A 24,076-nucleotide genomic window follows, 5' to 3' on the forward strand; every position below is an offset into this window, starting at 1 on the left:
ATTGTTACGTAGTTTCTGAGCTTTTTATGCAGTGTGAAAGATTATTGGTTTGAGGAGATTAACTAAGAATTATCGTCAGATTAAAGAAATTTAAACTCTTTTTTTTAGACAAATATTAGGATCGTACAAATAGTATTTTATTCGAACGAGCAAAGCTTAAACCATTCAGGTATTTAAAATTAAGACTACTCTTCACCCGCACTCTTCCTGAATACATTGGGCGAAACACCAAACTTGTTTTTAAAAACAGTGGAGAAATAATTCGGGGAAGAGAATCCTGTTTTGTAGGCGATTTCGGAAATCGTGAGTTCGGGATTTTGAAGCATCGATTTGGCTTGCTCCAGACGGATGTTGCTGATATAATCACTTACATTCACATCAAACATCGCTTTTATCTTTCTGTAAAGCTGGATTCGTGAGATATTCAAGAGGTCGGCTAGATTTTCTACGGAAAACTCAGCATTGTCAATATTGCTTTGGATGATATGGTTCAGCTTATTCACAAACGTCTGTTCTATACTTCCGAACGATTTGCTGTCCACAATCCTGCCGATATTATTAGTATAATAATAGCGTAATTTTTCACGGTTGTAAAGCAATCCACGCAAAGACTGAATAAGAATCGGGTAGCTAAACGGCTTAGTAAGATACAGATCTACACCGGATTTTAATCCCTGAAGATAAGATTCCTTATTATCCAAAGCTGTGAGTAAAATGACAGGAATATGGGACGTTCTGAGATCATTTTTCAGAATCTCGCAGATTTCAAAACCATTCTTGTCGGGAAGGTTCACATCACAAACGATAATATCCGGAATTTCGCCCAATGCTTTATCAATTGCATCTGTACCGTCGGAAACCATTACGTCGAATTCAGATTTTAATTTATTGCTTAGAAAAAATGACAAATCCGAATTGTCCTCCACCAAAAGTAAAGAATACCTTTCAGATCGATTGTCCGGATTGGATGAATAAATTTCATTTTCTATTTCTGTAAAAACTGCATCTTTTGCCAAAGTATCAGCATCTATGACGCTCGGTTCTTTGACCATCTGGTCTTCATTGAAATGCTTGTTACCTTTGTAAAGACTTATGATAAATTCTGTACCCTGAAAAGAGTTGACCTCGATTTTACCAAGATGAAGTTCCACAAATTGACGAGTGAGGTGGAGACCGATTCCTGAGCTGTTTTTCCGATTGTTGGAGCCTTTGAAATAAGCTTCGAAAACGTTACCAATTTCTTTTTCAGGAATTCCGATGCCGTTATCTTTAAAACTAATGACTGCCTGATTGCCTTTTTCCTGAATTGTAATTTCGATTTTTCCGTTGTCTGGTGTAAATTTGAAAGCGTTTGACAACAGATTAAAATAAACCTTGTCCATCAGATTACGGTCGATATAAAGTTCCAGATTTTTGTTGGCAGAATGAATATCAAACCTGATATTCCGTTTTTTCGCCTCATTCTCAAAATCCCTGAAAATCCCGTAAGTGAAATCGTAGATATTGGTTTTGGATACCCGAAGATTGAAGGTCTTATTTTCTACTTTTCTGAAATCCAAAAGATTATCAACCAAACGAAGTAACCGGTTAGAATTTTTATTGATGAGCTCAATCTCATACGACGGTTTCGTCCCTTTGCTTTTAAAAGTATCTTTCAGTGATTCCAAAGAACTTAGAATCAGCGTTATCGGTGTTTTGAACTCGTGTGACAAACCTGTAAAAAAATTAACTCTTGCTTCATTACTCTGCTTGAGTTCATCGGCAATCATCTCGATCTGATTTCTCTGGATTGTTATTCTTTCATTTGTGAGAGTCAGTTGTTTATTTTTGATTTTAATGGCATAAATCAGGTAAATGGCATATGCTACGAGACAGAACATTAAAATCAGCAAAACGACCGACCACCTGAACAGTTCCTTTTGGGAAGAATATAATTCGGTCTGCTTTTTCACGGCACTGACCTGATTTTCTATCACACCTTGCTGCTCGATAATTTTATCGAATTGGTTACGCATAATCTCGGCATTCAATCTGTCAATAATGGTTGTGCTGAGTTTAATACGCTTTGGCGGCGTTTGTCCATTGTATATATTGATTGCGGTTTCAATCGCTTCTGCACCACCTGTAGGATATAGTAAGGTTGCGTTCAGTTTCCCATCCAAAACCATCTGGATTCCGCCGTCTTTGGTATTTAAACCATCAACACCGATGAACTTGATTTGATTTTCCACGCCTTCATTCCTTGCAACCTTCCAGGCCTGTGAAGCAAGCTCATCATTAAAAGCAAAAACATACAGACTTTGATTTCCCAAAGAATTCAGCGTTTTCCTGAAAGCCTCCGCTGGAAGTCCTTTGAATGTTTTGATCAACTCGGTATTTGGGTCATTTTTAATGATATGCTCAAAACCAAAACTCCTTTCAACTGTTGGAGAAGAATTATCATCGCCTTTTATTTCGATGATTTTTTTCAGAATTTTGGAATCAGAAAGAATGTATTGTGCTGCTTCTTTTCCAATTTCAATATTATCTGCACCGATGTATGTTGTATATTTTGTGGAATTGATTTTCCTGTCAACCAAAATCACAGGAATTTTGTTTTCAAATGCTCGTTCTACAATAGGAATCAACGAATTAGGCTCAATGGGAGAAATTATGATTACGTCTACTCTTCTGTCGATCATTTTTTTAATGTCCTGAATCTGTTTCTTAACAGAACCTTCTGCTTTGCTGATGCTCAATTGTACCTCCGAATGCAAAGATGCCTGAATCTCCATTGCATGATTCATCGACTGTCGCCACGGATGATTTCCTAAACCTTGGGAAAAGCCTATATCGATTTTGTCTGATCTTTCGGCCGCATCTTTACAAGCCGATAAAGTCATAAACAAAATAAAGAATCCCAGACAAATTTTGGCAAAACCAAACGCGTTGAATTTTTTTTTCTTGGACATATTAACACAATATTAATAAAGTTCTTTCACACCCACAATTTTTGGTTATGCTATTTTTTGTCGATTGAATATCAGATCTTTTGAATGACAAAGTACTGATGTTACAATTTTATAAGTCTTGTAACATCCATATAAAACTCTGCAGAACTTTCAGCTGATGATCATTCGATAAACATTGATGAATAAAGCTTTCCATATTGAATTTCATTTCTCAAAACAAAATCAAATCATTTTGAACAATAAGTGAAATATTCAACTCCACTTTGCCAATACATTTGAAACAAGACGGATGAGAATTCCTTTAAAAATAATCTGGAACGATTAAAATCATCAAGAAAATAATATCAACCTTAACTAAAAAAATTATGAGAAAACTTTATCTAAGCTTGTTTGCAGGATTAATGTTTGCTAATATCAATGCGCAGACAAAAAAAATAGCTTTTATTGGCCAATCCGACGTTTATAACAGCAATATCCCAACTGCCAGCGATGGTTTGACGTATGACGATGACCGAGCGGCAGCGGTTTGGTTTATGGAAACTTTTGTTCCATCACATTCGGCTAATATTACAGGAAATTATTTTTCTTTTCAAGATGTTGCAGAAGGTGCAGACATCAGCGGTTATGATGTAATCTGGATCCAGAGTGACGGCGCAACTTACACAGAAAGACTTAACGAATGGCCTAGAGGAACTACAGAAGGAAATGGTGATAAACATTGTCTTTTGAGAGAAGCAGGATTCCAATGGAATGGACAATGTGGACAACTTGAAGATGATTTTATGTGGAAGATAAAGCAATTTTACAAGTCAGGAAAAAAACTTCTGTTAGGAAATTTTGCAGGCAAAGGCCTGGAAGTTTTTGGACTTTTTGATGGACTCAACAATCCGTGGGAATACAGACCGAACCAATCATTTGGCGATACCACAGCAAATCCCGCAAATTCATCCGCTGCTTGGGGAACCAATTGGTCAGGCAGTTCTACTCCGATTCTTCTGACAGGAATAAGTACAAATTCCGTAAGCTGTACAAACACATCTCAAAGCATAGAATTTTTAGGCGCAGGAACGGAAAAGAAAAACCGCGCACTGCAATATAACCTGAATTGGGGCAGAATCTATGACGATGCAGGCGGTGCTAGCTCAACAATTGGGCAAAGAGGACAAATTTTTCAAAACACACTGAATGCAGAAATCCTTTTGGAAAACTGCGACGGAACAGAAATACAGGCCGCCAGATTCAATCCTAGAAATACTGGTGATGGGACAGTTATCTGGTATGGTTCAGGTGTCTATGACTGGTATGTGCCAGGAGGCAACAATCAAAATGTTAAAAAAATAACGGAGAATACTTTACTTTATCTGGCAGGTGGAGAATCTATGCTTTCTTCGCAGAATTTTAGTGAGAAAATCAACATCAGTATCTATCCAAACCCAGTTTTAAATATTCTTACTATCAATTCAGAAGAAAATATTTATAGCGAAATCTATGATATGAACGGACGAAAAATCCTGACCTCAAAAGTTAAGAATATTGATGTTCAAAAGCTCGCAGTTGGAATATATTCTATTAGAATACACGTTGGAAAATCCTCTCAAACTTTGAAGTTTATTAAGAACTAATTATTTCTACAAACTCATTTGAATTTAATTTCGAACTCATAGATTTTTTTGGATATGGATATGTGACAAGTGCAGCCAAATAAATGGGTACTTTTCCAATAAAAATTGCTAATAATCTTTGAAGTTAATTTGCGACAAATATTGATTATAAAAAATTACTCGTAAAAAAATGGGCTTTGTAATTCATTTTTAATTTAACTTAATCAAACCAAATCATCTAAAAAGTGTTTGTATAGACGTGCGTAGAGGTCATAAATAAAATGGCGCTAACCGAAGACAGTTGGTGTCATTTTTATTTACTTAGAGATTTTTTTTAGTTTAAAATGTAATTATCAACTACATCTCTAAAAATAAAATCCAATGTTATAAAACAAATAATATTTTTCGATTTCGTATATTAAAATATAGTCATCTAAATTTTTAAGGAACAAGTGTCGTAAAAAGATAAAGGAGAAAAATTGAAATCAAAACTAATCCCTGCATAATATTGGTACGTCCTGTTGCTAGAGAAATTGTGATGATAAATAAAGATAATCCTAACAAAAGCATCGATTTTAAATCTATACCTAGTGTCATCCTGAAATCACCAATTACTGAAGCCACAGCTACAGCCGGAATACTGAGACCAATACTTGCCAATGCAGATCCAAAAGCCAGATTAAGGCTCGTTTGTAGGCGATTATTATATGCAGCACGGATTGCGGCAACTCCTTCCGGTAATAAAACAATTCCGGCTATAATAATTCCAACGATAGATTTTGGAGCTCCGACTTTGAATACAAGATTATCAACATCTTTTGAAAGATATTTAGCTAAGAGAACGACAATTCCCAGACATAAAATCAAAAATATAATGCTGTAAAACATCATCTTTCGAGTGGGTTTTTCAGGAAGGATCTCATTCTCTTCATTCTCTTCATCATTATTTTTAGGAATGGGCGCAATGAAAAAAGCACGGTGTCTGATGGTCTGAACCATTGTAAAACCTATATATAATAGCAGACAGATAACAGAAATAAAGATTAACTGCAATGAAGTATATTCTCCTTCACTGTGACTTGTCGTGTAATTTGGAAGAATAAGTATAAATACTACAATCACAACAAGTGTAATCATTGCAGTACTCACACCCTGCAGTGTAAAAACCTGCTGTTTATAACGGATTGATCCAACGACAATACAAATACCAATAATCCCTGTAAGAATAATCATCACAGCGGCAAATACCGTATCTCTCGCAAGGCTGATTGTTTCCAAACCTTTTGCACTCAGCATTATCGAAATAATAAGAGAAACTTCTATCACGGTTATCGCAAAAGCCAAAAGTAAAGTTCCATAAGGCTCACCTACCCGATAAGCAATGATTTCCGAATGATAAACCGCTGCTAAAACGGCTCCTATAAGAAAGAATGTGAGGATTAAAGAATATAAATGTCCTGTTAGCGAATAATGAAGCAAATAAGCTACCCAAGCCAATATGGGAATAATTATCGTCCAGCCTAAAAGATAGATCTTTTTTTTCATATATTTTAATTACCTGATGTTTGAAAGCCTTGATTGATAAAATCAGATAACATCATAATCGTTCAACGTAGTTACAAAATGATGATCAATAAAATTTTTAGAAGTCTTGCATAAATCCAACAATTCTTCATTGCTGCGGTATTCAAAATTAAAATCTTCAGGAACATCCATTGTATATTCTGTTATTATTTCTGTATCCAGAAGATCAATTGCCATCAGATCATTAAGTGAACTAAGCAAACTTTTTTCTTTCAGGAGAGGCATTTTCTGCGTGACAGAGTTTTTAAATTTATATAATATAATTGTTTTCATTTTTTTATTTTTTTTCATTTCTTTTTGAAAAGTAATAAGCTGAATTCTTATAGATGAAAGATATTGCTTTAGGTCTTTAGAAGTAATATACTTTTCATTTTGAGTCATAAATAAGGGCGTTTCATTTAAAAGAAAATATAATTCCGGATATAAAGTCTGGATTTTAGCTGTTACCTCAAAAATCTTTTTGGTAAGGTCTTGTAAAGTATCAATTGATTTCATATTGAGTATATTAAATGACACATCCAATTATGTTCAAATAAAAAAAGACAGGGACTTAAAAGCTCCTGCCCCTTTTTCTACCAAAACCTTTAAAACATATGTACTATTTCTTGAATTTTGATAAGATTCTTAATGAAAACTGATTGTTATTAAGGATTAGAATAACTTTTTTCACGGTTTTGTTTCCATAGCTTATTTATACTCAAAGATGATACTTTAATCAGACAAAAATGCTACACATTTCTGAAATAGATTTACATATATCACACTTTTTATAAGTCTTCTAAATTTTTCAGCCGTTTTTGCTTCAGCTGTTTGTAGAAAGAAGGAGAAAGTCCTGTTATTTTTTTAAACTGGTTGGAAAGATGCGCAACACTGCTGTAATTGAGTTTATAAGAGATTTCAGTAAGATTGAGTTCATCATACAAAAGGAGCTCTTTTACCCTTTCCACTTTATTGATAATGATAAAGTGCTGCAAAGTCATACCTTTTACTTCAGAAAATGTATTGGCAAGGTAAGTGTAATCGTAGCCAAGCTTTTCACTGATATAATCTGAGAAATTTTCTTTAGGAAGAGATTCGGAATAATGGATCATTTCTGTGACTGCATTTTTTATTTTTTCGATCAGAATGCTTTTTTTATTATCCAATAACTCAAGTCCGGTTTTAAGGAGATTTTCTTTTAACAGCTGTCGCTGCTCATCCGTAATATCATCCAATATTTCTACAAGTCCTAGATCTACTACGGCATTTCTGATATTCAGTTTTTCAAGCTCCTGATGAACCACCATTTTGCAGCGCAGGCTTACCATATATTTTATATATAACTTCATAATCCTTACCGTATTTCGAGTTTGTCAATCCATATGTTGACAGCCACTCTTTCAAAGTTAGTCCTTTAAATTTTAATAACTATGATTTATGTAACAAATTGAAAGACTATTACAAACCTTTCTTTTTTTAATAGATGACCTTTACATAGAATAAAAATATTTTAAAATGGCAAAAGAAAAGGATACTAAGAAAAAAACAGATAAAACACCTGCGGCAAAATCACTAAAAGAGAAGCGGGAAGACAAACAAAACAAAAGGAAAGATAAAGAAAATGAAAGTCGCAACGCAACAACCTAAATGGTAGAAATAAAAAAAGAAGGAATTATACTCAGAAAAACCGACTTAAATTTTGAAAACGAAGGAGTTCTGAATCCTGCTGTTATTAAGGAAAATGGCAAAATACATTTATTTTACCGCGCTGTTGCCAAAGGTAATTTTTCAACTGTCGGGCATTGTGTATTGTCAGATCCGCTTACGGTAGAAAAACGGTCAGATTCGCCAATCATTATTCCTGAATCTGAGTATGAAAAACACGGTGTAGAAGATAATCGAATTGTAAAAATAGATGATTTATTTTATCTCACCTATACCAGTTATGACGGCATCAATGCTTTAGGAACATTAACCACTTCAAAAGATCTCAAATCCTGGAAAAATGAAGGAATTATTGTTCCTAAAATTTCTTATGAAGAGTTTAAGCTTCTATCAGAATCAGAGGGTTTAATACCTGATAAATATAGAAGATACAACGAATTTAAAATTAGTCATACTGACAGTGAACCTATCTTTTTATGGGATAAAAATCTGATTTTCTTCCCAAGAAAAATAAACGATAAATTTTATTTCCTTCACAGAATAAGACCTGAAATTCAGATCGTCAGCGTAAAAAACATCGAAGATCTGAATTCTGATTTCTGGCAGGATTACTTTTCACATTTTAAAGACCATATTCTCCTATCACCGAAATACGATCATGAATCAAGTTATATCGGAGGTGGTTGTCCGCCAATAGAAACAGAATATGGCTGGCTGATGATCTATCACGGTGTTTATGATACCGTTAGCGGTTATGTTTACAACGCCTGTGCAGCTTTATTGGATCTTGAAAACCCGGAAAAAGAAATTTCCCGACTTCCCTATCCGCTTTTCAAACCCGAAGAAGAATGGGAACTGAAGGGTGAAGTCAACAATGTCTGTTTCCCGACAGGAACCATTGTAGAAAATGACAGACTGTATATCTATTATGGAGCTGCAGACGAAAGAATAGCTGTTGCATCACTCAATATTTCAAAACTATTGAAAGAGTTAATGATGTACGCTGTATAAAGATGATTTGGCAGAATATGGTTAAAGAAGAAATTAAAAATGAATAAAAATATTAATTCAGACGTGGAGGATAAAGCAATTAGACAATCTTATAATGATAAAAAACACAAAACCTATAATAAAACCAACATTGTCTTTGTAAGTACTTTTCCTCCAAAAGTATGCGGAATTGCCACTTATACACAGGATCTTATAAAATCTCTTCATTCGAAATTCGGAGAATCTTTCAATGCGATGATTTGCCCGATAGAAACAGAAGAGGAAAACTATGAGTATAATGAATATACCGAGTATAAATTAAATATCTCAGATGCCGTTTCTTATTTGGAATTGGCTGCAAAGATCAATAAAAACGATACAGTTGAGTTGGTGATGCTTCAGCACGAATTCGGCTTTTTTAATGAAACCCGAAATGGTTTGTTTCTTTTTCTCAAGAACTTAAAAAAAGATGTTATTATCACTTTTCACACTGTTTTGCCAAAACCTGATGAAGAACTAAAGGAAAAGGTGAAAGAAATTGCCGGTTTTGCAAAATCTATTATTGTAATGACAAGTATTTCTGCAGACATTCTTTCGAATGATTATGAAATTCCTTTCGATAAAATTACGATAATACCCCACGGAACACACCTTCTGCCTTTCACAGACAAAATTGCGTTGAAAGAAAAGTATAATCTTAAAAACAAAAAGGTTCTTTCAACTTTCGGATTATTAGGTTCGGGAAAAAATATTGAAACCACACTGAAAGCCTTGCCGGAAATCATTGCTAAAAATCCTGATGTAATTTTTTTAATTCTTGGCAAAACACATCCTGCCATAGTAAGGCAAGAAGGCGAAAAATATCGTGATTTTTTAGAAGATCTCACTTGTAAACTTCATCTGGAAAACAACATCCGCTTTATCAATGATTATCTTCCACTCCCGGAATTACTAGAATATCTTCAGCTTACCGATGTTTATCTTTTCACGTCAAAAGACAGAAATCAAGCAGTGAGCGGCACATTTTCCTATGCAATCAGCAGCGGATGCGCCATTGTCTCTACTCCAATTCCACACGCTATGGAAGTTTTAAAGGAAGATACGGGAATTATTGTTGATTTTGAAGCTCCAGAGCAGTTGTCTCTTGCTGTAAACACATTATTAGAAAATGAAAGCAAACGGGAGGAGCTACGTTTGAAATCATTGGAAAAAATGGCTCCGACAGCTTGGGAAAATTCATCTATCTTACACGCTTTATTATTTCAGAAATTCAGAAATAATAGAACAGAACTCAATTATACTCTACCGGAAATCAATCTTGGGCACATTCAAAATATGACAACCGATTTAGGGATGATTCAGTTTTCTAAAATCAGTAAACCGGATATCAATTCAGGTTACACTCTGGATGACAACGCGCGGGCGATGATTGCTATTTGCAGGCATTTTGCAGGCAGTAGAGACAAAGCAGATCTGCAATTGATTTCAATTTATTTAAACTTTATTAAATTTTGCCAGCATAATGACGGAAGTTTCGTGAATTACGTTGACGAGCACAAACAGTTTACACAGCAGAACTACGAAACTAATCTGGATGATTCCAACGGAAGAGCAATCTGGGCTTTAGGTTATTTAATTTCATTAAAACAAATTTTACCACAGGAGTTTTCTGAAACTGCAGAGAAAATCATTCAAAAAAATCTTATTTGGGCAGAAAAAATCCATTCTACAAGAGCAATGGCTTTTATTATTAAAGGATTACATTATCAAAACTCAGAAAAAAACCTTCCATTGTTAAAACAATTAGCGAATCGTCTAGTGAAGATGTATCAACACGAAGCAAAAGACGATTGGCATTGGTTTGAGAATTATCTGACCTACGGAAACAGCGTATTACCAGAAGCTTTACTTTGTGCTTGGATCTCAACCAAAGATGAGCTTTACAAACAAATTGCGGAAGAATCTTTCGAGTTTTTACTATCTAAAATTATGATTGATGATAATATAAAAGTGATTTCCAATAAAGGCTGGTTACAAAAAGAAAACACTGAAAATGATACTCCAATTGGTGGAGAACAGCCTATTGATGTTGCTTATACTGTTTTGGCATTATCTGCATTTTACAAAGTTTTTGATGACGAAAAATATTTACAAATGATGAACAACTCATTCAACTGGTTTTTGGGAAAAAATCATTTGAATCAGATCGTTTATAACCCTGCAACAGGAGGTTGCTATGATGGGATTGAGGAAAAAAATGTAAATCTCAATCAGGGTGCAGAATCAACCGTCAGTTATCTGATGGCAAGGCTTTGTTTTACTAATTAATTATTATTGGGATATTAATTTTTGGTTGACAGAAAAATTTGATTAAAAAATTGACCATTTATAAGTGGCATTAATCTATTTGAAGCCTCAATGGATAACATCAATAAACAAGAAAAGATACACATAAAAATTTTCAAATTCAAAACAATATCGTAATATTGCAATATTAAAATATTAATTATGGGACTTACTAAAACAGAAATATTCACAGACGAGCAAAATAACCTGGCTTCTCTTTTCAAAGTTTTGGCGCATCCTGCCAGAATTGCAATCCTGCAACACATCATTAATCAGAAAGCTTGTATCTGTAATGATTTGGTAGACGAGTTAGGACTAGCGCAAGCAACCATCTCGCAACATTTGAAAGAATTGAAAAGTATCGGGATTATTCAGGGAACTATTGAGGGAAAATCTGTTTGCTATTGTATTGAAGATAAAAAATGGAAAGAGGTTCAGGGATTGCTTAATCAGTTTTTTGAACAGGATGCAAAAGTTGGGAAATGCTGTTAACAGCTTTTTTTGCAATCTATATCATCGTCATATTGCAATATAAAATTAAAACAATCTAAATATTAAATATTATGAAGCTATCAAAAATCAAAGAAATCTTACCTACACTGAACAATGTAGAATTTCAGCTAGAGAACGGGAAATTTGTTCCTGAGCATTTTCACGTTACAGAAATAGGAGTTATTACAAAACATTTCATAGACTGTGGTGGTAATACAAGAAGAGAAAAGGTTGTCAATTTCCAATTGTGGAATGCCAACGACTTTGAACATAGATTGAAGCCAACTAAACTTTTGGACATCATCTCACTATGCGAAAATAAACTGGGAATCGAAGATTCAGAGATAGAAGTTGAATATCAAAGCGAAACTATCGGTAAGTATGATTTAGATTTTAACGGGAATAATTTTGTTCTGAAAAATAAACAAACTGCTTGTCTGGCAAATGAGGCTTGTGGAATTCCTGAAGGAAATCAAACTGTGGAATCATCTGATTCGAATAATACTTGCTGCACTCCCAAGTCAGGTTGTTGCTAAAAAAGACTGCATTATGGAAATCAAACCCATAACCAAAGACAACTTTTCGGAAGTCATAGAAATCTACAAACAGGGATTGGCAACCAATATAGCCACTTTTCAGAATGATTCTCCACAATGGGAAGAATGGGATAAAGTACATCTCGATTTTTGTAGAATCAGCATTTTTGATAACAATAAAATGCTTGGATGGACCGCTTTGACGTCTGTTTCCAGCAGATGCGTTTATGCTGGTGTTGCAGAGGTAAGTATTTATATTGCGCAAGACGAGCGAGGAAAAGGAATAGGAAAAACTCTGTTGACAGAATTAATCCAACAGAGCGAAGAAAACGGGATATGGACATTACAGTCCGGTATATTCGCCGAAAATGAAAGCAGTATCAAGCTACACGAGAAATGCGGATTCCGATTAGTTGGTTACAGAGAAAAGATCGGTAAGAAAAATGGGATTTGGAAAGATAATTTCCTTATGGAACGTAGAAGCAAAATATCGGAATAGATTAATAAGAATAAAACTTAAATAAAGACTATGTATTCAGAATTAATAAATACTATAGAGCAATTGCAATATCAAAGCATTAGTGAGGAGAGAAAAATCACATTGCAGTCATTAATTGATTTTGTACAGCAAAAAACGGATGAAGGAAAAGATATTAATCTCAATTTCATTTGTACCCATAACTCGCGTAGAAGCCATCTATCACAAATCTGGGCGCAAGCTGGAGCTGCCTATTTTAATATTCCAAATGTATATTCTTATTCGGGAGGTACGGAAGAAACTGCCTTATTTCCAAAAGTGGCTGAGACACTCATTAATCAAGGCTTTAATATCTTCAAAATTGCAGATGGAAATAACTCTGTATATTCTATCAAGTACGATGACGATTCGTTACCTGTAATTGGATTTTCAAAAAGATATGATAGCGCGTTCAATCCAACATCCGGTTTTGCTGCGATTATGACCTGTTCTCAAGCAGACGGAGGCTGTCCTTTTATTGCTGGAGCAGAGAAAAGAATACCTATCGCATTTGAAGACCCTAAAATTTCTGATAACACACCACAGCAGTCACAAGTTTATGCAGAAAGAAGTTTGCAGATAGCTTCTGAAATGTTCTACGTTTTCTCTAAGATTAAAAAATAGTTTTTATGCAGCCAAAACTAAAATTTCTTGACCGCTATCTTACCTTATGGATATTTCTTGCAATGGCAACAGGTATAAGCTTAGGATATTTCTTTCCTGTAATTTCACAAATCACAAATGCGATGTCAGTAGGAACGACCAATATTCCACTGGCAATAGGTTTGATTTTGATGATGTATCCTCCTTTAGCAAAAGTTGATTATTCACTATTACCTCAAGCATTCAAAGATAAAAAAGTAATAGGTCTTTCGCTATTTCTCAATTGGTTTGTTGGCACAGTGCTGATGTTCGGGTTAGCCGTTTTATTTCTAAGAAATGAACCCGATTATATGACAGGATTGATACTGATAGGCTTGGCGAGATGTATTGCGATGGTTATTGTCTGGAGTGATTTGGCAAAAGCAAACAGAGAATATACTGCTATGCTGGTTGCGTTGAACAGCATCTTTCAAGTTGTTTCCTATAGCTTTTTAGTTTGGTTATTTATCAATGTATTGCCGAGCAAATTAGGTTTAGCCAACTTCAATGTAACCGTATCAATGAAAGATGTTACAGAAAGTGTATTGATTTATTTAGGTATCCCATTTTTGGCAGGATTCATAAGTCGCTATTTTCTTATCAAGTCAAAAGGTATAGAATGGTATAACAGAAAATTTGTCCCAATAATATCGCCAGTTACCTTGTATGCTTTATTATTTACTATAGTAATAATGTTTAGCCTGAAAGGAGACAAAATATTGGAGCTGCCAATGGATGTGGTAAAGGTTGCCCTACCGTTGGTCATTTATTTTGTACTGATGTTTTTTGTCAGCTTCTTTATCAATAAATCTCTAAATATCCCCTATGATAAAAATGCCTCAATCGCATTTACAGCTACAGGCAACAACTTTGAATTGGCGATAGCTGTAGCAATAGCCGTTTTCGGAGTCGATTCTCCGCAAGCTTTCGTAGGTGTTATCGGTCCATTGGTGGAAGTTCCTGTGCTTATCTTATTGGTAAAAGCCAGTTTGTGGCTGAAGAAAAAGTATTATTAATATATCATATTTTTTAAAACTTATGGTCTACTTACATTTACCTTCCTTCTAAAAATGATATAGAAAAACCACATCTCCCGTATAAGCTGGTTTTATCTGATTTTTAATAATCAGTTTAGCGCCCACCACTACTTTTACGGTTCCTTTAAGATTATTTACCGTTTTAATAGTTGCCTCAAGACTTACTTCATCATTCGCTTTTACCGGCTGACCAAATCTAAAATTTTCTATTCCGTAATTGATTTCCATACTGATGTTTCTTACCTCAGCAATCTGCTTCCAGAGATAAGGAATCAGCGAAAGTGTTAAATAGCCGTGAGCAATGGTAGAATGATAGGGACTTTCTTCTGCTGCTTTCTTCTCATCGGTATGAATCCACTGATGATCCAAAGTGGCATCTGCAAAAAGGTTAATTTGGTTCTGATCGATCCTATGCCAAGATGATGCTCCGACCATAATTCCCTCCAGCAATTTATATTCGTCAAAATTGTTGATAATAATCATTTTATATAAAAAATAATAGATTAAAAGTATTGTACCATTAAATCATTTAAAAACCTCTCGCAAAATGCAAGAGGTTGGATGAACATGAAGAAACGGATGTAGTTATATCCAAATTTCATTCAAGCATATGCTAAAAACAGTCTAATCTACTAAAGATGTGAGAAAAAAATGTTTTAACTTTTTAAGCAAGAAGTCGTTTCACCTTATGCTAATTTCACATTGACAGCATTTAAACCTCTGTCGCCTTGTTGAATATTAAAATTCACTTTATCATTTTCACGGATTGATCCTGAAACCAACCCTGAAGAATGTACAAATACGTCCTTACTCCCATCTGCAGGAGAAATAAATCCGAAGCCTTTTGCTTCATTGAAAAACTTTACTGTGCCTTGTTGCATTGTAATTATTATTAAAATTGTATGTATAATCTGTAAACTTTACAGCTTTATTTTTAAAATGTACCGACAGGCATCGTAAAACCTATCAGACTCTGGATATTTTTTAAATCCATGTGCTCATCTGCCGTACAGAATGATATTAAGGAACCGTCACTTCCTAACCTTCGTATCCTCTCAATCCTTTGTATATACGTTTGAGGAATAGCAGGAAGATCAAAGTTGATGATATGAAATATTTTATCCAAGTCGATTCCCTTTGCTGCAATATCTGTAGTGACCAAAGCCTGAATTTTTCCGCTTTTGAAATCATCCACTACATTATTCCTCACAGCATTTGATCTGTTCCCATGAATCCATCCAATATTGACACCGGCATTTTCCAGCTGATGTACCAGCTCATCGGCTATGTATTTGCTGCGCGTAAAAACCATAAATCCTTTTATGTTGCTTTTTCTGAGAAGATCAATCAAAAACCCTGACTTATCTCTTTTTTCAATAAAATATACACACTGCGAGATATTTTTTATTGATGCCGACCTCGCGTCTATTACAATCTCTACCGGGTTTCTAAGAAAAGGAGAGACATATTTTTTGAGATAATCTGAAGTTTCTGTACAAAAGATTAAGGCTTGTAAATGGTTAGGAATTAGTTTCTGGATATTTTTTATTCTGTTTATCGATGTTTTCTCAATCATTTTATCTGCATCATATAAAACCTGAATTTCTAACTTGGAAAAATTGACAGGTCTTTTTTTTGCAATTTCTAAAAGCCCTTCAGGAGTTGCGATCAATATGTCCATTCTCTTTCTGAAGGCAGAAAGTTGACTTTCAGTTGACTCTCCATCATTAATCCTAAATGTTGAAAGAGAAAGATATTTACTGCACTGCTTGATCTTTTCTTCTGTCTGAGCTCCTATTTCATCTGTAGGAACAATGATCAGTACCCTGATATTAGTGTGCTCAGTAGGGTTTCTTCCCAACAATTGTAATATCGGCACCGTAAAAGCTAATTTTTTTCCACTTCCTTTGGGTGCAGAAGCCAGAACATCTTTTCTTTTTAAAACACTTGGAATTACAGCATTTTGTACCTCAGTCGGTTGGGAATACCCCGATTCTGTAATAGCTCGGATTATGGGATTAATTAATTGCAGATTCTTGAAACTTATCATAAATTTTTGCAGTTTCCGATCTTTTTTTCCGGCAGGTGCATTTTTAATGTATTATTTGTAATGGTTAGAATTAATATTAATTCCATATACTTTTCATTACTCTAAACTTTTTTCCACATTGAAAGCTAAAAATAAAAGCCTTCCTTAAAGAAATCAGTTGACAATCGGGAATCTGAAAAAGCAAAACTGAATGATAAAAATGGATTTAAATTATTGCAGAGTAGCAGAGGCAGGAACCTTTTTTATTGATACTTTGCAAATGTATGCTAAAACAACCCAATAACAATACAATATAATTAACTGATTATCAAAAATATATTCGTAGCTTACGCACATAATCTAATTGTTTGCAAAGTGCGGATAATTTTAAAATTCCAGCCTATGCAAACTATAGCATCCCAAATCCAGCCCCTTACAAAAAAGTCAAACAGTCCACCGTCTTCTCAGATCCGAATTGCTTATTTTATCATGATCCATCATAAACCTGATGTTTTTAAAGCAATGTTTGAGAAAATCTACACCCGTGATCAATTTTATCTGATTCATATAGACAGAAAAGCCAAAGAAGAATTTACTGAGCAAATTCAACAATATCTCATCCATTTTCCCAATGTCTATATTCTTGAGAGTATGAATATTGTGGCAGGAGGATTCAGTATCATTCAGGCAGAGCTCAATGCTATGGAATATTTACTCAATGTAACCGCAGAATGGGATTATTTCATCAACTTAAGTGGCGAAGATTACCCATTAAAATCGCAGAATATTATCCGACAGTTTCTTAAAATAAATAATGGCAGGAACTACCTTTTCTACTACGACCAAAAATTTTACAGACCTGATACGCTTAAGAGAATACAGAATCATTTTACTGAACTAAGCCATAAAATATCGTCATTAATTTATAGAAGAACATTTATGGAAGGGGTAACACCGTACATCGGAGGCAAATGGTTTATTTTCACAAGAGAAACCTGTTCTTTTTTGACCAATAATAAACGGGTGATGGACTTTGAAGATTATTACCTGCATACACTTTTACCGGCAGAATCATTTTTTCAGACGGTTCTTATGAATACTGTTTTTAAAGATATTGTGGTAAATGATGATAAAAGAGCATCGATTGAAAGAATATTCTTTAATAAAAATTCTTACCATACTTCTTTTATTGAATCATTAAAAAAGACCAATCAGCTTTTTATCAGAAAGATTGATAATGACACCAATCAAACTATTTTAAAATATATTGATGAAACATATCTGCTTCCATTACCATATGTGGACGAGATAAATAGAGAGATCAAAAGAAATGAGCAAGATGATAAATGGTCTTAATATTTTTAAATCTATATGCCCTGTACTCCCATTCATAAAGCCAGAGAAAATTTTGTTCTTAGCTTTACCAACTAGAAAGCAGGGTGCTTGACCTGAATGATTAGAAGATGACATATGCTGATAAACGAAGACCTTTTGATGAGTTCTGGTGCTAAAATTGTAAATTATGCCAAGAATCAGTTTGTATTTCAGGAAAATACAGAAGCACTCTCCTACTTTCAGCTCCTAACCGGAAGCGTAAAAATTGTTAGTCAGAAAAAGCAAGGTCGTGAGTTTATTCACAATATATCTAATAAGGGAGATTGCTTGGGAGAATTGTTCCTATTCTTAAAACATCAATATTCGGTAAGTGCTATTGCAATGGAGGATTGTCGGATTTTAATCTTGCAAAAATCGGATTTTGATATAATGCTGAAGGATAATCCAGCTATTCTACGAGTTCTCTATGAAAGTATTGCCGAAAGCTTGCATTATACCTACATGATGAGGGGATTTGCTTTAGAAAGTCCTTCTGATAAAACTATTAATTTACTTCGGTATTTAAAAATATCAAATGATTCAACCGATCCGGATGAGGTATTGCTTACAAGACAGCAAATTGCATCACTTACCGGTTTAAGGGTTGAAACTGTTATAAGAACAATCAAACAATTGGAAAATGAAGGTCTTCTTGTGATTAGAAAAGGTAAAATTTTTTATTAAACTGAAATCTATCGAGATTATTTCTGAAAAATTAAGCTGTTATTCGTATCAGCTGATCAACTTTGGTCAGTTTCTTATTCTGGTTCGGCGGAACTAAAGTCGGATGCTGCAGCGGCCTTTGGGACATTCCGGATCCCAAAAGCCTGGAAAGACACGTTCATCAGGAAAGTCTTTTAGTTTTGCAGGAATTTCAGAATAATATCAAAATGATAAATTCTAAAGCCTGTATGACGCGCCAATAAAAAAATGTTTCGCTGCTGTATGCTGTAATCCGATATTCAATCCGGCATCCAACTTAAAATCTTTAGCTGCATCGATCTGAATGGCCGCATTGATGTAATTTGAGAATTGATGTGCCTTAAAATCATAGGTATAATAAGTTTCGGCGATACCATCCAAGCCCTTAGTAATCGGATGACTAACAGTTAAGGTCTGCAGAAACTCAGTATGCATTGCGTTATCATCCTGATCTTTAAGTCTATCCAATTCCACCTGAAATCCTAAATTCCATTCTCCGGAAAATTTGTACTGCATCGGAACGATCAAACCGCCTTCAAATCGACTCTCTTCATATTTTGACGTTGGAATCTTCACATAAGGTAACAAAGCCATTACAAAGTTGCCTTTGTCGTTTCCAATTAAATTTTGTTTAATTCTGAATGTGAGATCGCCGTGACCGTCATTTACTGTTTTATTACCCGAATCTAATTCGGTCTCACGTTGCCAGCCATATGTTTGAAATCCAATTTGGACTGCAGTAGAACCTGTCAGTCCCACTTTAAGGTTCATCTGATTAATGAGTAAGGTTTTTGTTTTTATGGATTCACTTTTTTCACTGATTGTTCTGACTAAATCGGTTTCCAGCTGAAAATGCCCTGCATCCACAGTATATGGCGATTCAGTTACATCAGGACGGTCGGTCTCCATTTCTCGCATCTGTTCTTTTGGAACCGGATTAAATAATGAATATTTTTTTTGCACTATTTGCTGTCCTGATCCTTTTAACGGAAAAAGAAGCCCTATAATCCCTATAATTAGTATATAATTCCTATTCATATCGATATTTTTATTAATCAATCTTAAATAGTAGGAGATTAAAAGTTGTGCCGAAAATTGGCTTATTTCATCCTCTATTTTATTTTTTCTATTAGTAACACTTAATTTAAGAACAATTCACGCGCCTCCTTATTAATTAATGTGCTCTTAAAATAAACCTCTCTGCTATAGACTACTGGTCAGGAATTTCCTATACATTCATCTACAGTAATAACATTATTTGAATCATCGTTTTGATCTGTTCTGCTTTTGCTGAGAACTTAAATATCAGCTATAAATTTTTATAAAAAAGCATTCCGAGATTGATTAGGAGGCCAAAATAATTTGAATCAGTATTTATATTGGCTTTGTTAAATTAAAGAACATAAATACTAAAATCCTTTTAGCCATTTGCTAAAAGGATTTTGGTATTAATCAATTATGATCAGCCTAATTAGTTAATAAAAGAATATAATTTTTGCTAAAGATGCTATTTAATGTAAGCATAATCATTAATAATATTACTATTCATTGGAACTCAATTTCCAAAAACTCATTTTTCTTCTCAACAAAAATCCCAATTTCTCATAAAGTCTGATGGCATTAGCATTATTGTCAGCGACATGCAGATAGGGAATTTTTGACTCGTTGAATATTTGCTTGCTGGCATAGGCGATTAACTGCTTTGCATATCCTTTGCCTGTATGGTCAGGATGGGTCACAATTGCACTTAACTCAGTGTATCCATCCATTTTCATTCTTTCGCCGGTCGCTGCAACCAGTTGATCATTTTTATAGATACCATAATAATTTCCTAAATAAGCGGTTTTTTCTTTAAAATAGCCCGGTTGAACAAGGTTAACAAGCTTAAACAGCTGATCTCTTTGCGCTTCTGTATGAAGTTCAATTATTTTTTCCTTAATATCAACGTTAATCCTTTGATTAAGAATCATCTGATCACACACCAATTCACCTTCTAGACGGACTTTGTGATTGATTGGAGGTCGATCCCCTATTACAAAAAATTGATTTGTAATAGATGCGTATGTTGCGATTCCCGACTCGGCATTTTCATTATTCAAAGCACCGCCGAAAGAACAATAATCAGGGTTATAAAACTTTATTCCATTATAATCGATTCCAAAGTCTTTATGAGCTTCATTTAAAGAGTGCCAAGCTGGATTGTCCAGTTTAAAAATTTGCATATTAAAAATAATAGTTCTTCTTGTTAAAAAATTTATTGCGTCTAATCGATACCTCTATCTGATAAATCCTGAATTCCTATTCCCACGGATAATAATCTTGCCCGATGTACTTGAAGCCATATTTTTGTAAATTCCGATGTGATCTGTACAGAGATTCAGATATTTGAATCCGCTTTTTCGGGTATCGCTTTTAGCCTGATTGATCAGGTGCTCATCATAGGAATTCCCTCTATGCTCCTCTTCGATAAAAAGGACGCGGATGATCTATCATCGTAAATATACTAAAATTTTGATGCCTGAGAGATTGAATTGAAGCTTACGAGTTGAATGTACACAATTATTTGTAATTTTATAAGATAAAAACAAAGCTGAATTTGAATTTATTTGTTGCTTGAACACATTCTTTTTCAGTTTTTAATCACATAATAAATAGAAATATGAGAATTGCGATATTCGGTGCTCATAATGTTGGTAAAACCACTTTAGCAGAAGAACTTTTAGAGCATCTTCCCGGATACACTCTTGAAATAGAACCTTACTATCAACTGGAATTTTCAGGATATGAATTTTCAGATACACCTAACGCAGAAGATTTTGTTGAACAGTTTAATTATTCCGTAAATCTGATTTCTCAGAGTGGTGACGATGTTATATTTGACCGATGTGTGATTGATATTCTTGCCTATCTTCATATTATTGATCCAGCCAGAAATATTCAAAATCTTTTTCAGAAAGCTCAAGAAATAGTTGATGAAATTGATCTTTTTGTATTTGTTTCTATCGAAGAGCCAGATCTGATACCGTATTATCAGACAAATCTACCCAAACTTAGGGAACAAGTCAATAATTTACTGTATGATTGGATTGATGATTTTGGAATCAAAGTAATTAAAGTAAGTGGTACATTATCGAATCGTAGAGATCAGGTATTTGCTAAAATTTCATCTTAACATCAAAGTTAATTTTGTAAGGAATAAAATACAACTCAAAGAAGTATATAACATTGTCTTAAAAATATAACCTTTTTAAATTTCTTACTGCCCATAATATGCTGAGATTAATCTTTCTCTCATTTTATTGAGGTATTTGATATCTTTTGTATTGGATAGAATAATAAGCGTGAGTTTTTTTTCAGGCAAATGTACCCAATTGGCACTGTGTCCATATCCTTCACCCTGTCGCTCTACAAATAAAGTACTCATTTTCCCAAAGCTTTTAGAATAAACCCAAAACCCCAAAGCAGTATCTTCAAGATTTCTGAATGGAGTTAACATTAAATCTAAAGTTGGTTTTTTTAATAGAATATTATTAAAAATAGCCTGATCAAAAATCAGCATATCTTTCGGTGTAGAATACATAGCTCCGGCAGAATAAAAATTATCAATATAAGTATTTGTAGGAGTGTGAAGTAGAAAAGGATCAGCTTCGTCCGCAGAATAGCCATCATCAATGTTTTTAACAATATCATTATGATGAAGCATCCCCGTATTTTGCATTTTTAACGGGATCAAAATTTGTTCTTTCAAAACTTCTTCAAAAGATTTTTTATAAATTTTTTCAATAATTTTTCCTAACAAAATATAGTCACCATTGTTGTAGTTAAACTTTGTTCCGGGTTTATCAATCAATTTTTCAGATAAATAAGTGTTTATAAAATCATCCAGATCCCAGATCGTGTTGTCGTATGCCTGATGAATAAATTCTGTTGTACTAATGTCTTTATTTTCTCTACCACTACTGTAGGTTAACAAATTTTTGATAGTTGCTTTTTGTGCCGCTTCTCTTTTATATTCAGGATAATAAGTTGAAATTGTAGCATCTAAATCTATTTTTCCTGCTTCATACAACTGCATAATGAGAACAGCCGTAAAAGTTTTTGTAAGAGAAAAAATATGAAATCTGGTATCATCGGAAAAATTAATATTATAATGTCTGTCAGCAAGACCTTCGTATGAAAGCAATTCGGTTTTTCCGTTCTGAGCCAGTAATACAGCGCCGTTAAAATTATCTTTCTTTACAGAAGAATCAATAACCTCTTCCACTTTTTTTATTTGAGAATAGCTTAAAGTAAAGGTTAGGATGAATACACCGATAAGAATATTTTTCACGTCGTTGATTTTAAAGCTAATATAATAATCTTCGGTGATTAGTTGTTTATTTTTTCTGCCGGTAATGCAGTTGGGTCAACCCTGTTTCAAATGTTTTGACTTCAACAAACTCAAGCTCTTGTTCAGATCTTCCCTCTTTAAATAGTCTTGTCCCATTTCCTAACAAAACCGGGATAACCGAAATTATAAACTCGTCTATCAAATTATGTTTTAAAAGTTCATTGATCACTTCCGCACCACCGTCACAATAAATATTTTTCCTTTCTCGGATTTTAAACTTTTAACTAATTCTGTTATGTTTCCTGTATAGAATGTGGTTCTGCCAACTTTTGGCTTTTCGGTTCTTGTGATAACGTAAACATCTCGTTGCCTCATGCACTGAGCTTTATTCCAACCAAAAAGCATGAATTTTTCTGGTTACCAATAAGTCACAGGGCGATCTGAACCAGTTTTCCAATACGATAGTAGATCAATCATTCCAATGCATAACTTATAAATTTTTAATTAATTAATGTTTTACGATAATTAATTATATATTTGCATTAACAAATTAATTGATTATCCTATGAATCAAAGTAAAAATATTTCAAAGATCCTGTATTACCTATGTATTGTATTATCTGCAGGCTATCTTATCACATTCGTATATTCGGTGTTTTGCCTGTTGACTGGTTTTGCCGTAACGCCTTATAAAGAAGATCTATATCTGCATATTAATTATCCATTTACAAAAGAGCCTTTTCTGAATATCGAAAACAACTATCCCTATATTATCCTGTCTTTTTTGCTGGTTCTTTTGACTTACGGAATCTTTTTCTGGCTGTCAGCGAAAGTGTTTAAAGTGTTTTTTCAGTCAAAATTATTTACCGAAGGAAATATAGTACACCTCAAAAGATTTTACATCTACAATATTTTCTTTCCTTTACCCATCGTTATTACAGCAAGCTTTTTTGTAGAAGTGGAAAGTATTATTTGGGGATTGGTTTTTATCCATTTTATGTTGGGAATTTTCTGTTATTTCCTTGCCAATATTTTTAAACAGGGTTTACATTTACAAAACGAACAAGATCTATTTATATAAAAATGCCGATTATCATCAACTTAGACGTTATGCTTGCCAAGAGAAAAATGCAGAGTAAAGAATTGGCAGAGAAAATAGGAATTAGCAATGTCAACCTCTCTGTTTTAAAAACGGGAAAAGCTAAAGGTGTGCGTTTCGATACGCTGGAAGCCATCTGTAAAGCTTTGGAATGTCAGCCAGGAGATATCCTGGAGTATAAAGAAGAATAATTAGATAAATC

At 34.0% G+C, this 24,076-nt stretch carries 26 protein-coding genes; 15 read left to right on the top strand and 11 right to left on the bottom strand.

Going from position 1 to position 24,076, the window contains the following annotated elements; all coding sequences use genetic code 11:
- Window positions 1-185: 185 nt before the first annotated feature.
- A complete protein-coding gene (locus BUR19_RS07785) occupies window positions 186-2,951 on the bottom strand; it encodes a substrate-binding domain-containing protein (protein WP_083600699.1) in 2,766 nt (921 codons plus the stop codon).
- Window positions 2,952-3,316: 365 nt separating this feature from the next.
- On the opposite strand from BUR19_RS07785, the gene BUR19_RS07790 reads away from it, so the two are divergent.
- On the top strand, window positions 3,317-4,573 hold the full coding sequence (locus BUR19_RS07790; protein WP_083600700.1) for a DUF4960 domain-containing protein: 1,257 nt from the start codon (window positions 3,317-3,319) through the stop codon (window positions 4,571-4,573).
- 420 nt (window positions 4,574-4,993) lie between these two features.
- Here the strand turns inward: BUR19_RS07790 and BUR19_RS07795 are convergent, their stop codons facing one another.
- The 3 genes from BUR19_RS07795 to BUR19_RS07805 all read right to left on the bottom strand — a co-directional run bounded on the left by BUR19_RS07795 (window position 4,994) and on the right by BUR19_RS07805 (window position 7,464).
- A complete protein-coding gene (locus BUR19_RS07795) occupies window positions 4,994-6,097 on the bottom strand; it encodes a calcium:proton antiporter (protein WP_074234531.1) in 1,104 nt (367 codons plus the stop codon).
- Window positions 6,098-6,139: 42 nt separating this feature from the next.
- The gene (locus BUR19_RS19130) at window positions 6,140-6,631 is read right to left on the bottom strand and encodes a hypothetical protein (RefSeq protein WP_245799039.1); all 492 of its coding nucleotides are present in this window, start codon (window positions 6,629-6,631) and stop codon (window positions 6,140-6,142) included.
- A 272-nt stretch (window positions 6,632-6,903) separates the two neighbouring features.
- Window positions 6,904-7,464: a helix-turn-helix domain-containing protein gene (locus tag BUR19_RS07805; protein ID WP_074234533.1), complete on the bottom strand. Its 561-nt coding sequence runs from the start codon at window positions 7,462-7,464 to the stop codon at window positions 6,904-6,906.
- A 166-nt stretch (window positions 7,465-7,630) separates the two neighbouring features.
- Here BUR19_RS07805 and BUR19_RS19200 point away from each other — a divergent pair, with 166 nt between their 5' ends.
- From BUR19_RS19200 to arsB, 8 genes are all read left to right on the top strand, one after another.
- On the top strand, window positions 7,631-7,762 hold the full coding sequence (locus BUR19_RS19200) for a hypothetical protein (RefSeq protein WP_262494428.1): 132 nt from the start codon (window positions 7,631-7,633) through the stop codon (window positions 7,760-7,762).
- On the top strand, window positions 7,763-8,791 hold the full coding sequence (locus BUR19_RS07810; protein WP_074234535.1) for a glycoside hydrolase family 130 protein: 1,029 nt from the start codon (window positions 7,763-7,765) through the stop codon (window positions 8,789-8,791).
- Between the two features lie 39 nt (window positions 8,792-8,830).
- A complete protein-coding gene (locus BUR19_RS07815; protein ID WP_083600702.1) occupies window positions 8,831-11,098 on the top strand; it encodes a glycosyltransferase in 2,268 nt (755 codons plus the stop codon).
- A 180-nt stretch (window positions 11,099-11,278) separates the two neighbouring features.
- On the top strand, window positions 11,279-11,608 hold the full coding sequence (locus tag BUR19_RS07820; RefSeq protein ID WP_074234537.1) for an ArsR/SmtB family transcription factor: 330 nt from the start codon (window positions 11,279-11,281) through the stop codon (window positions 11,606-11,608).
- 71 nt (window positions 11,609-11,679) lie between these two features.
- Window positions 11,680-12,144: a DUF6428 family protein gene (locus BUR19_RS07825; RefSeq protein ID WP_074234539.1), complete on the top strand. Its 465-nt coding sequence runs from the start codon at window positions 11,680-11,682 to the stop codon at window positions 12,142-12,144.
- Window positions 12,145-12,157: 13 nt separating this feature from the next.
- Window positions 12,158-12,643: a GNAT family N-acetyltransferase gene (locus BUR19_RS07830; RefSeq protein WP_074234541.1), complete on the top strand. Its 486-nt coding sequence runs from the start codon at window positions 12,158-12,160 to the stop codon at window positions 12,641-12,643.
- Window positions 12,644-12,673: 30 nt separating this feature from the next.
- Window positions 12,674-13,285 (top strand): low molecular weight phosphatase family protein, encoded by a 612-nt coding sequence (locus tag BUR19_RS07835; RefSeq protein ID WP_074234543.1) that lies wholly within the window; start codon window positions 12,674-12,676, stop codon window positions 13,283-13,285.
- Window positions 13,286-13,290: 5 nt separating this feature from the next.
- Window positions 13,291-14,319 (top strand): ACR3 family arsenite efflux transporter, encoded by a 1,029-nt coding sequence (gene arsB, locus BUR19_RS07840; RefSeq protein WP_074234545.1) that lies wholly within the window; start codon window positions 13,291-13,293, stop codon window positions 14,317-14,319.
- A gap of 48 nt (window positions 14,320-14,367) precedes the next feature.
- On the opposite strand, the gene BUR19_RS07845 is transcribed toward arsB, so the two are convergent.
- The 3 genes from BUR19_RS07845 to BUR19_RS07855 all read right to left on the bottom strand — a co-directional run bounded on the left by BUR19_RS07845 (window position 14,368) and on the right by BUR19_RS07855 (window position 16,390).
- Window positions 14,368-14,823 carry a MaoC family dehydratase gene (locus BUR19_RS07845; protein WP_074234547.1) on the bottom strand — a complete coding sequence of 152 codons (456 nt, stop codon included), beginning with the start codon at window positions 14,821-14,823 and terminating at the stop codon, window positions 14,368-14,370.
- Between the two features lie 203 nt (window positions 14,824-15,026).
- Window positions 15,027-15,221, bottom strand: coding sequence for a cold-shock protein (locus BUR19_RS07850; protein ID WP_074234550.1), 195 nt, complete (start codon window positions 15,219-15,221; stop codon window positions 15,027-15,029).
- A gap of 53 nt (window positions 15,222-15,274) precedes the next feature.
- Entirely contained in the window at window positions 15,275-16,390 is a 1,116-nt protein-coding gene (locus BUR19_RS07855) for a DEAD/DEAH box helicase (RefSeq protein WP_083600703.1), read from the bottom strand.
- Between the two features lie 381 nt (window positions 16,391-16,771).
- Here BUR19_RS07855 and BUR19_RS07860 point away from each other — a divergent pair, with 381 nt between their 5' ends.
- The 3 genes from BUR19_RS07860 to BUR19_RS18790 all read left to right on the top strand — a co-directional run bounded on the left by BUR19_RS07860 (window position 16,772) and on the right by BUR19_RS18790 (window position 18,669).
- Window positions 16,772-17,725 carry a beta-1,6-N-acetylglucosaminyltransferase gene (locus BUR19_RS07860; protein WP_074234553.1) on the top strand — a complete coding sequence of 318 codons (954 nt, stop codon included), beginning with the start codon at window positions 16,772-16,774 and terminating at the stop codon, window positions 17,723-17,725.
- Between the two features lie 114 nt (window positions 17,726-17,839).
- The gene (locus BUR19_RS07865; protein ID WP_074234555.1) at window positions 17,840-18,427 is read left to right on the top strand and encodes a Crp/Fnr family transcriptional regulator; all 588 of its coding nucleotides are present in this window, start codon (window positions 17,840-17,842) and stop codon (window positions 18,425-18,427) included.
- Window positions 18,428-18,489: 62 nt separating this feature from the next.
- Complete coding sequence (locus BUR19_RS18790; protein WP_139297287.1) at window positions 18,490-18,669, top strand: hypothetical protein; 180 nt, start codon at window positions 18,490-18,492, stop codon at window positions 18,667-18,669.
- Here the strand turns inward: BUR19_RS18790 and BUR19_RS07870 are convergent.
- Together BUR19_RS07870 and BUR19_RS07875 are read right to left on the bottom strand one after the other, a co-directional pair.
- Complete coding sequence (locus tag BUR19_RS07870; RefSeq protein ID WP_221407771.1) at window positions 18,644-19,408, bottom strand: transporter; 765 nt, start codon at window positions 19,406-19,408, stop codon at window positions 18,644-18,646. The genes BUR19_RS18790 and BUR19_RS07870 overlap by 26 nt on opposite strands.
- Window positions 19,409-19,986: 578 nt before the next feature.
- The gene (locus BUR19_RS07875; protein ID WP_074234557.1) at window positions 19,987-20,667 is read right to left on the bottom strand and encodes a GNAT family N-acetyltransferase; all 681 of its coding nucleotides are present in this window, start codon (window positions 20,665-20,667) and stop codon (window positions 19,987-19,989) included.
- 437 nt (window positions 20,668-21,104) lie between these two features.
- Here BUR19_RS07875 and BUR19_RS07880 point away from each other — a divergent pair, with 437 nt between their 5' ends.
- Window positions 21,105-21,617, top strand: coding sequence for an AAA family ATPase (locus tag BUR19_RS07880; protein ID WP_074234559.1), 513 nt, complete (start codon window positions 21,105-21,107; stop codon window positions 21,615-21,617).
- A gap of 84 nt (window positions 21,618-21,701) precedes the next feature.
- Here BUR19_RS07880 and BUR19_RS07885 read toward each other — a convergent pair whose 3' ends face one another.
- Together BUR19_RS07885 and BUR19_RS19135 are read right to left on the bottom strand one after the other, a co-directional pair.
- A complete protein-coding gene (locus BUR19_RS07885) occupies window positions 21,702-22,775 on the bottom strand; it encodes a serine hydrolase domain-containing protein (protein WP_074234561.1) in 1,074 nt (357 codons plus the stop codon).
- A 46-nt stretch (window positions 22,776-22,821) separates the two neighbouring features.
- Complete coding sequence (locus tag BUR19_RS19135; protein ID WP_245799040.1) at window positions 22,822-23,004, bottom strand: dihydrofolate reductase family protein; 183 nt, start codon at window positions 23,002-23,004, stop codon at window positions 22,822-22,824.
- Window positions 23,005-23,340: 336 nt separating this feature from the next.
- On the opposite strand from BUR19_RS19135, the gene BUR19_RS07895 reads away from it, so the two are divergent.
- Window positions 23,341-23,856, top strand: a complete 516-nt coding sequence (locus tag BUR19_RS07895; RefSeq protein WP_074234563.1) for a DUF2975 domain-containing protein — start codon at window positions 23,341-23,343, stop codon at window positions 23,854-23,856.
- A 2-nt stretch (window positions 23,857-23,858) separates the two neighbouring features.
- Window positions 23,859-24,065 (top strand): helix-turn-helix domain-containing protein, encoded by a 207-nt coding sequence (locus BUR19_RS07900; RefSeq protein ID WP_074234565.1) that lies wholly within the window; start codon window positions 23,859-23,861, stop codon window positions 24,063-24,065.
- Window positions 24,066-24,076: the final 11 nt, after the last annotated feature.

It is taken from the genome of Epilithonimonas zeae (assembly GCF_900141765.1).
GTDB lineage: Bacteria > Bacteroidota > Bacteroidia > Flavobacteriales > Weeksellaceae > Epilithonimonas > Epilithonimonas zeae.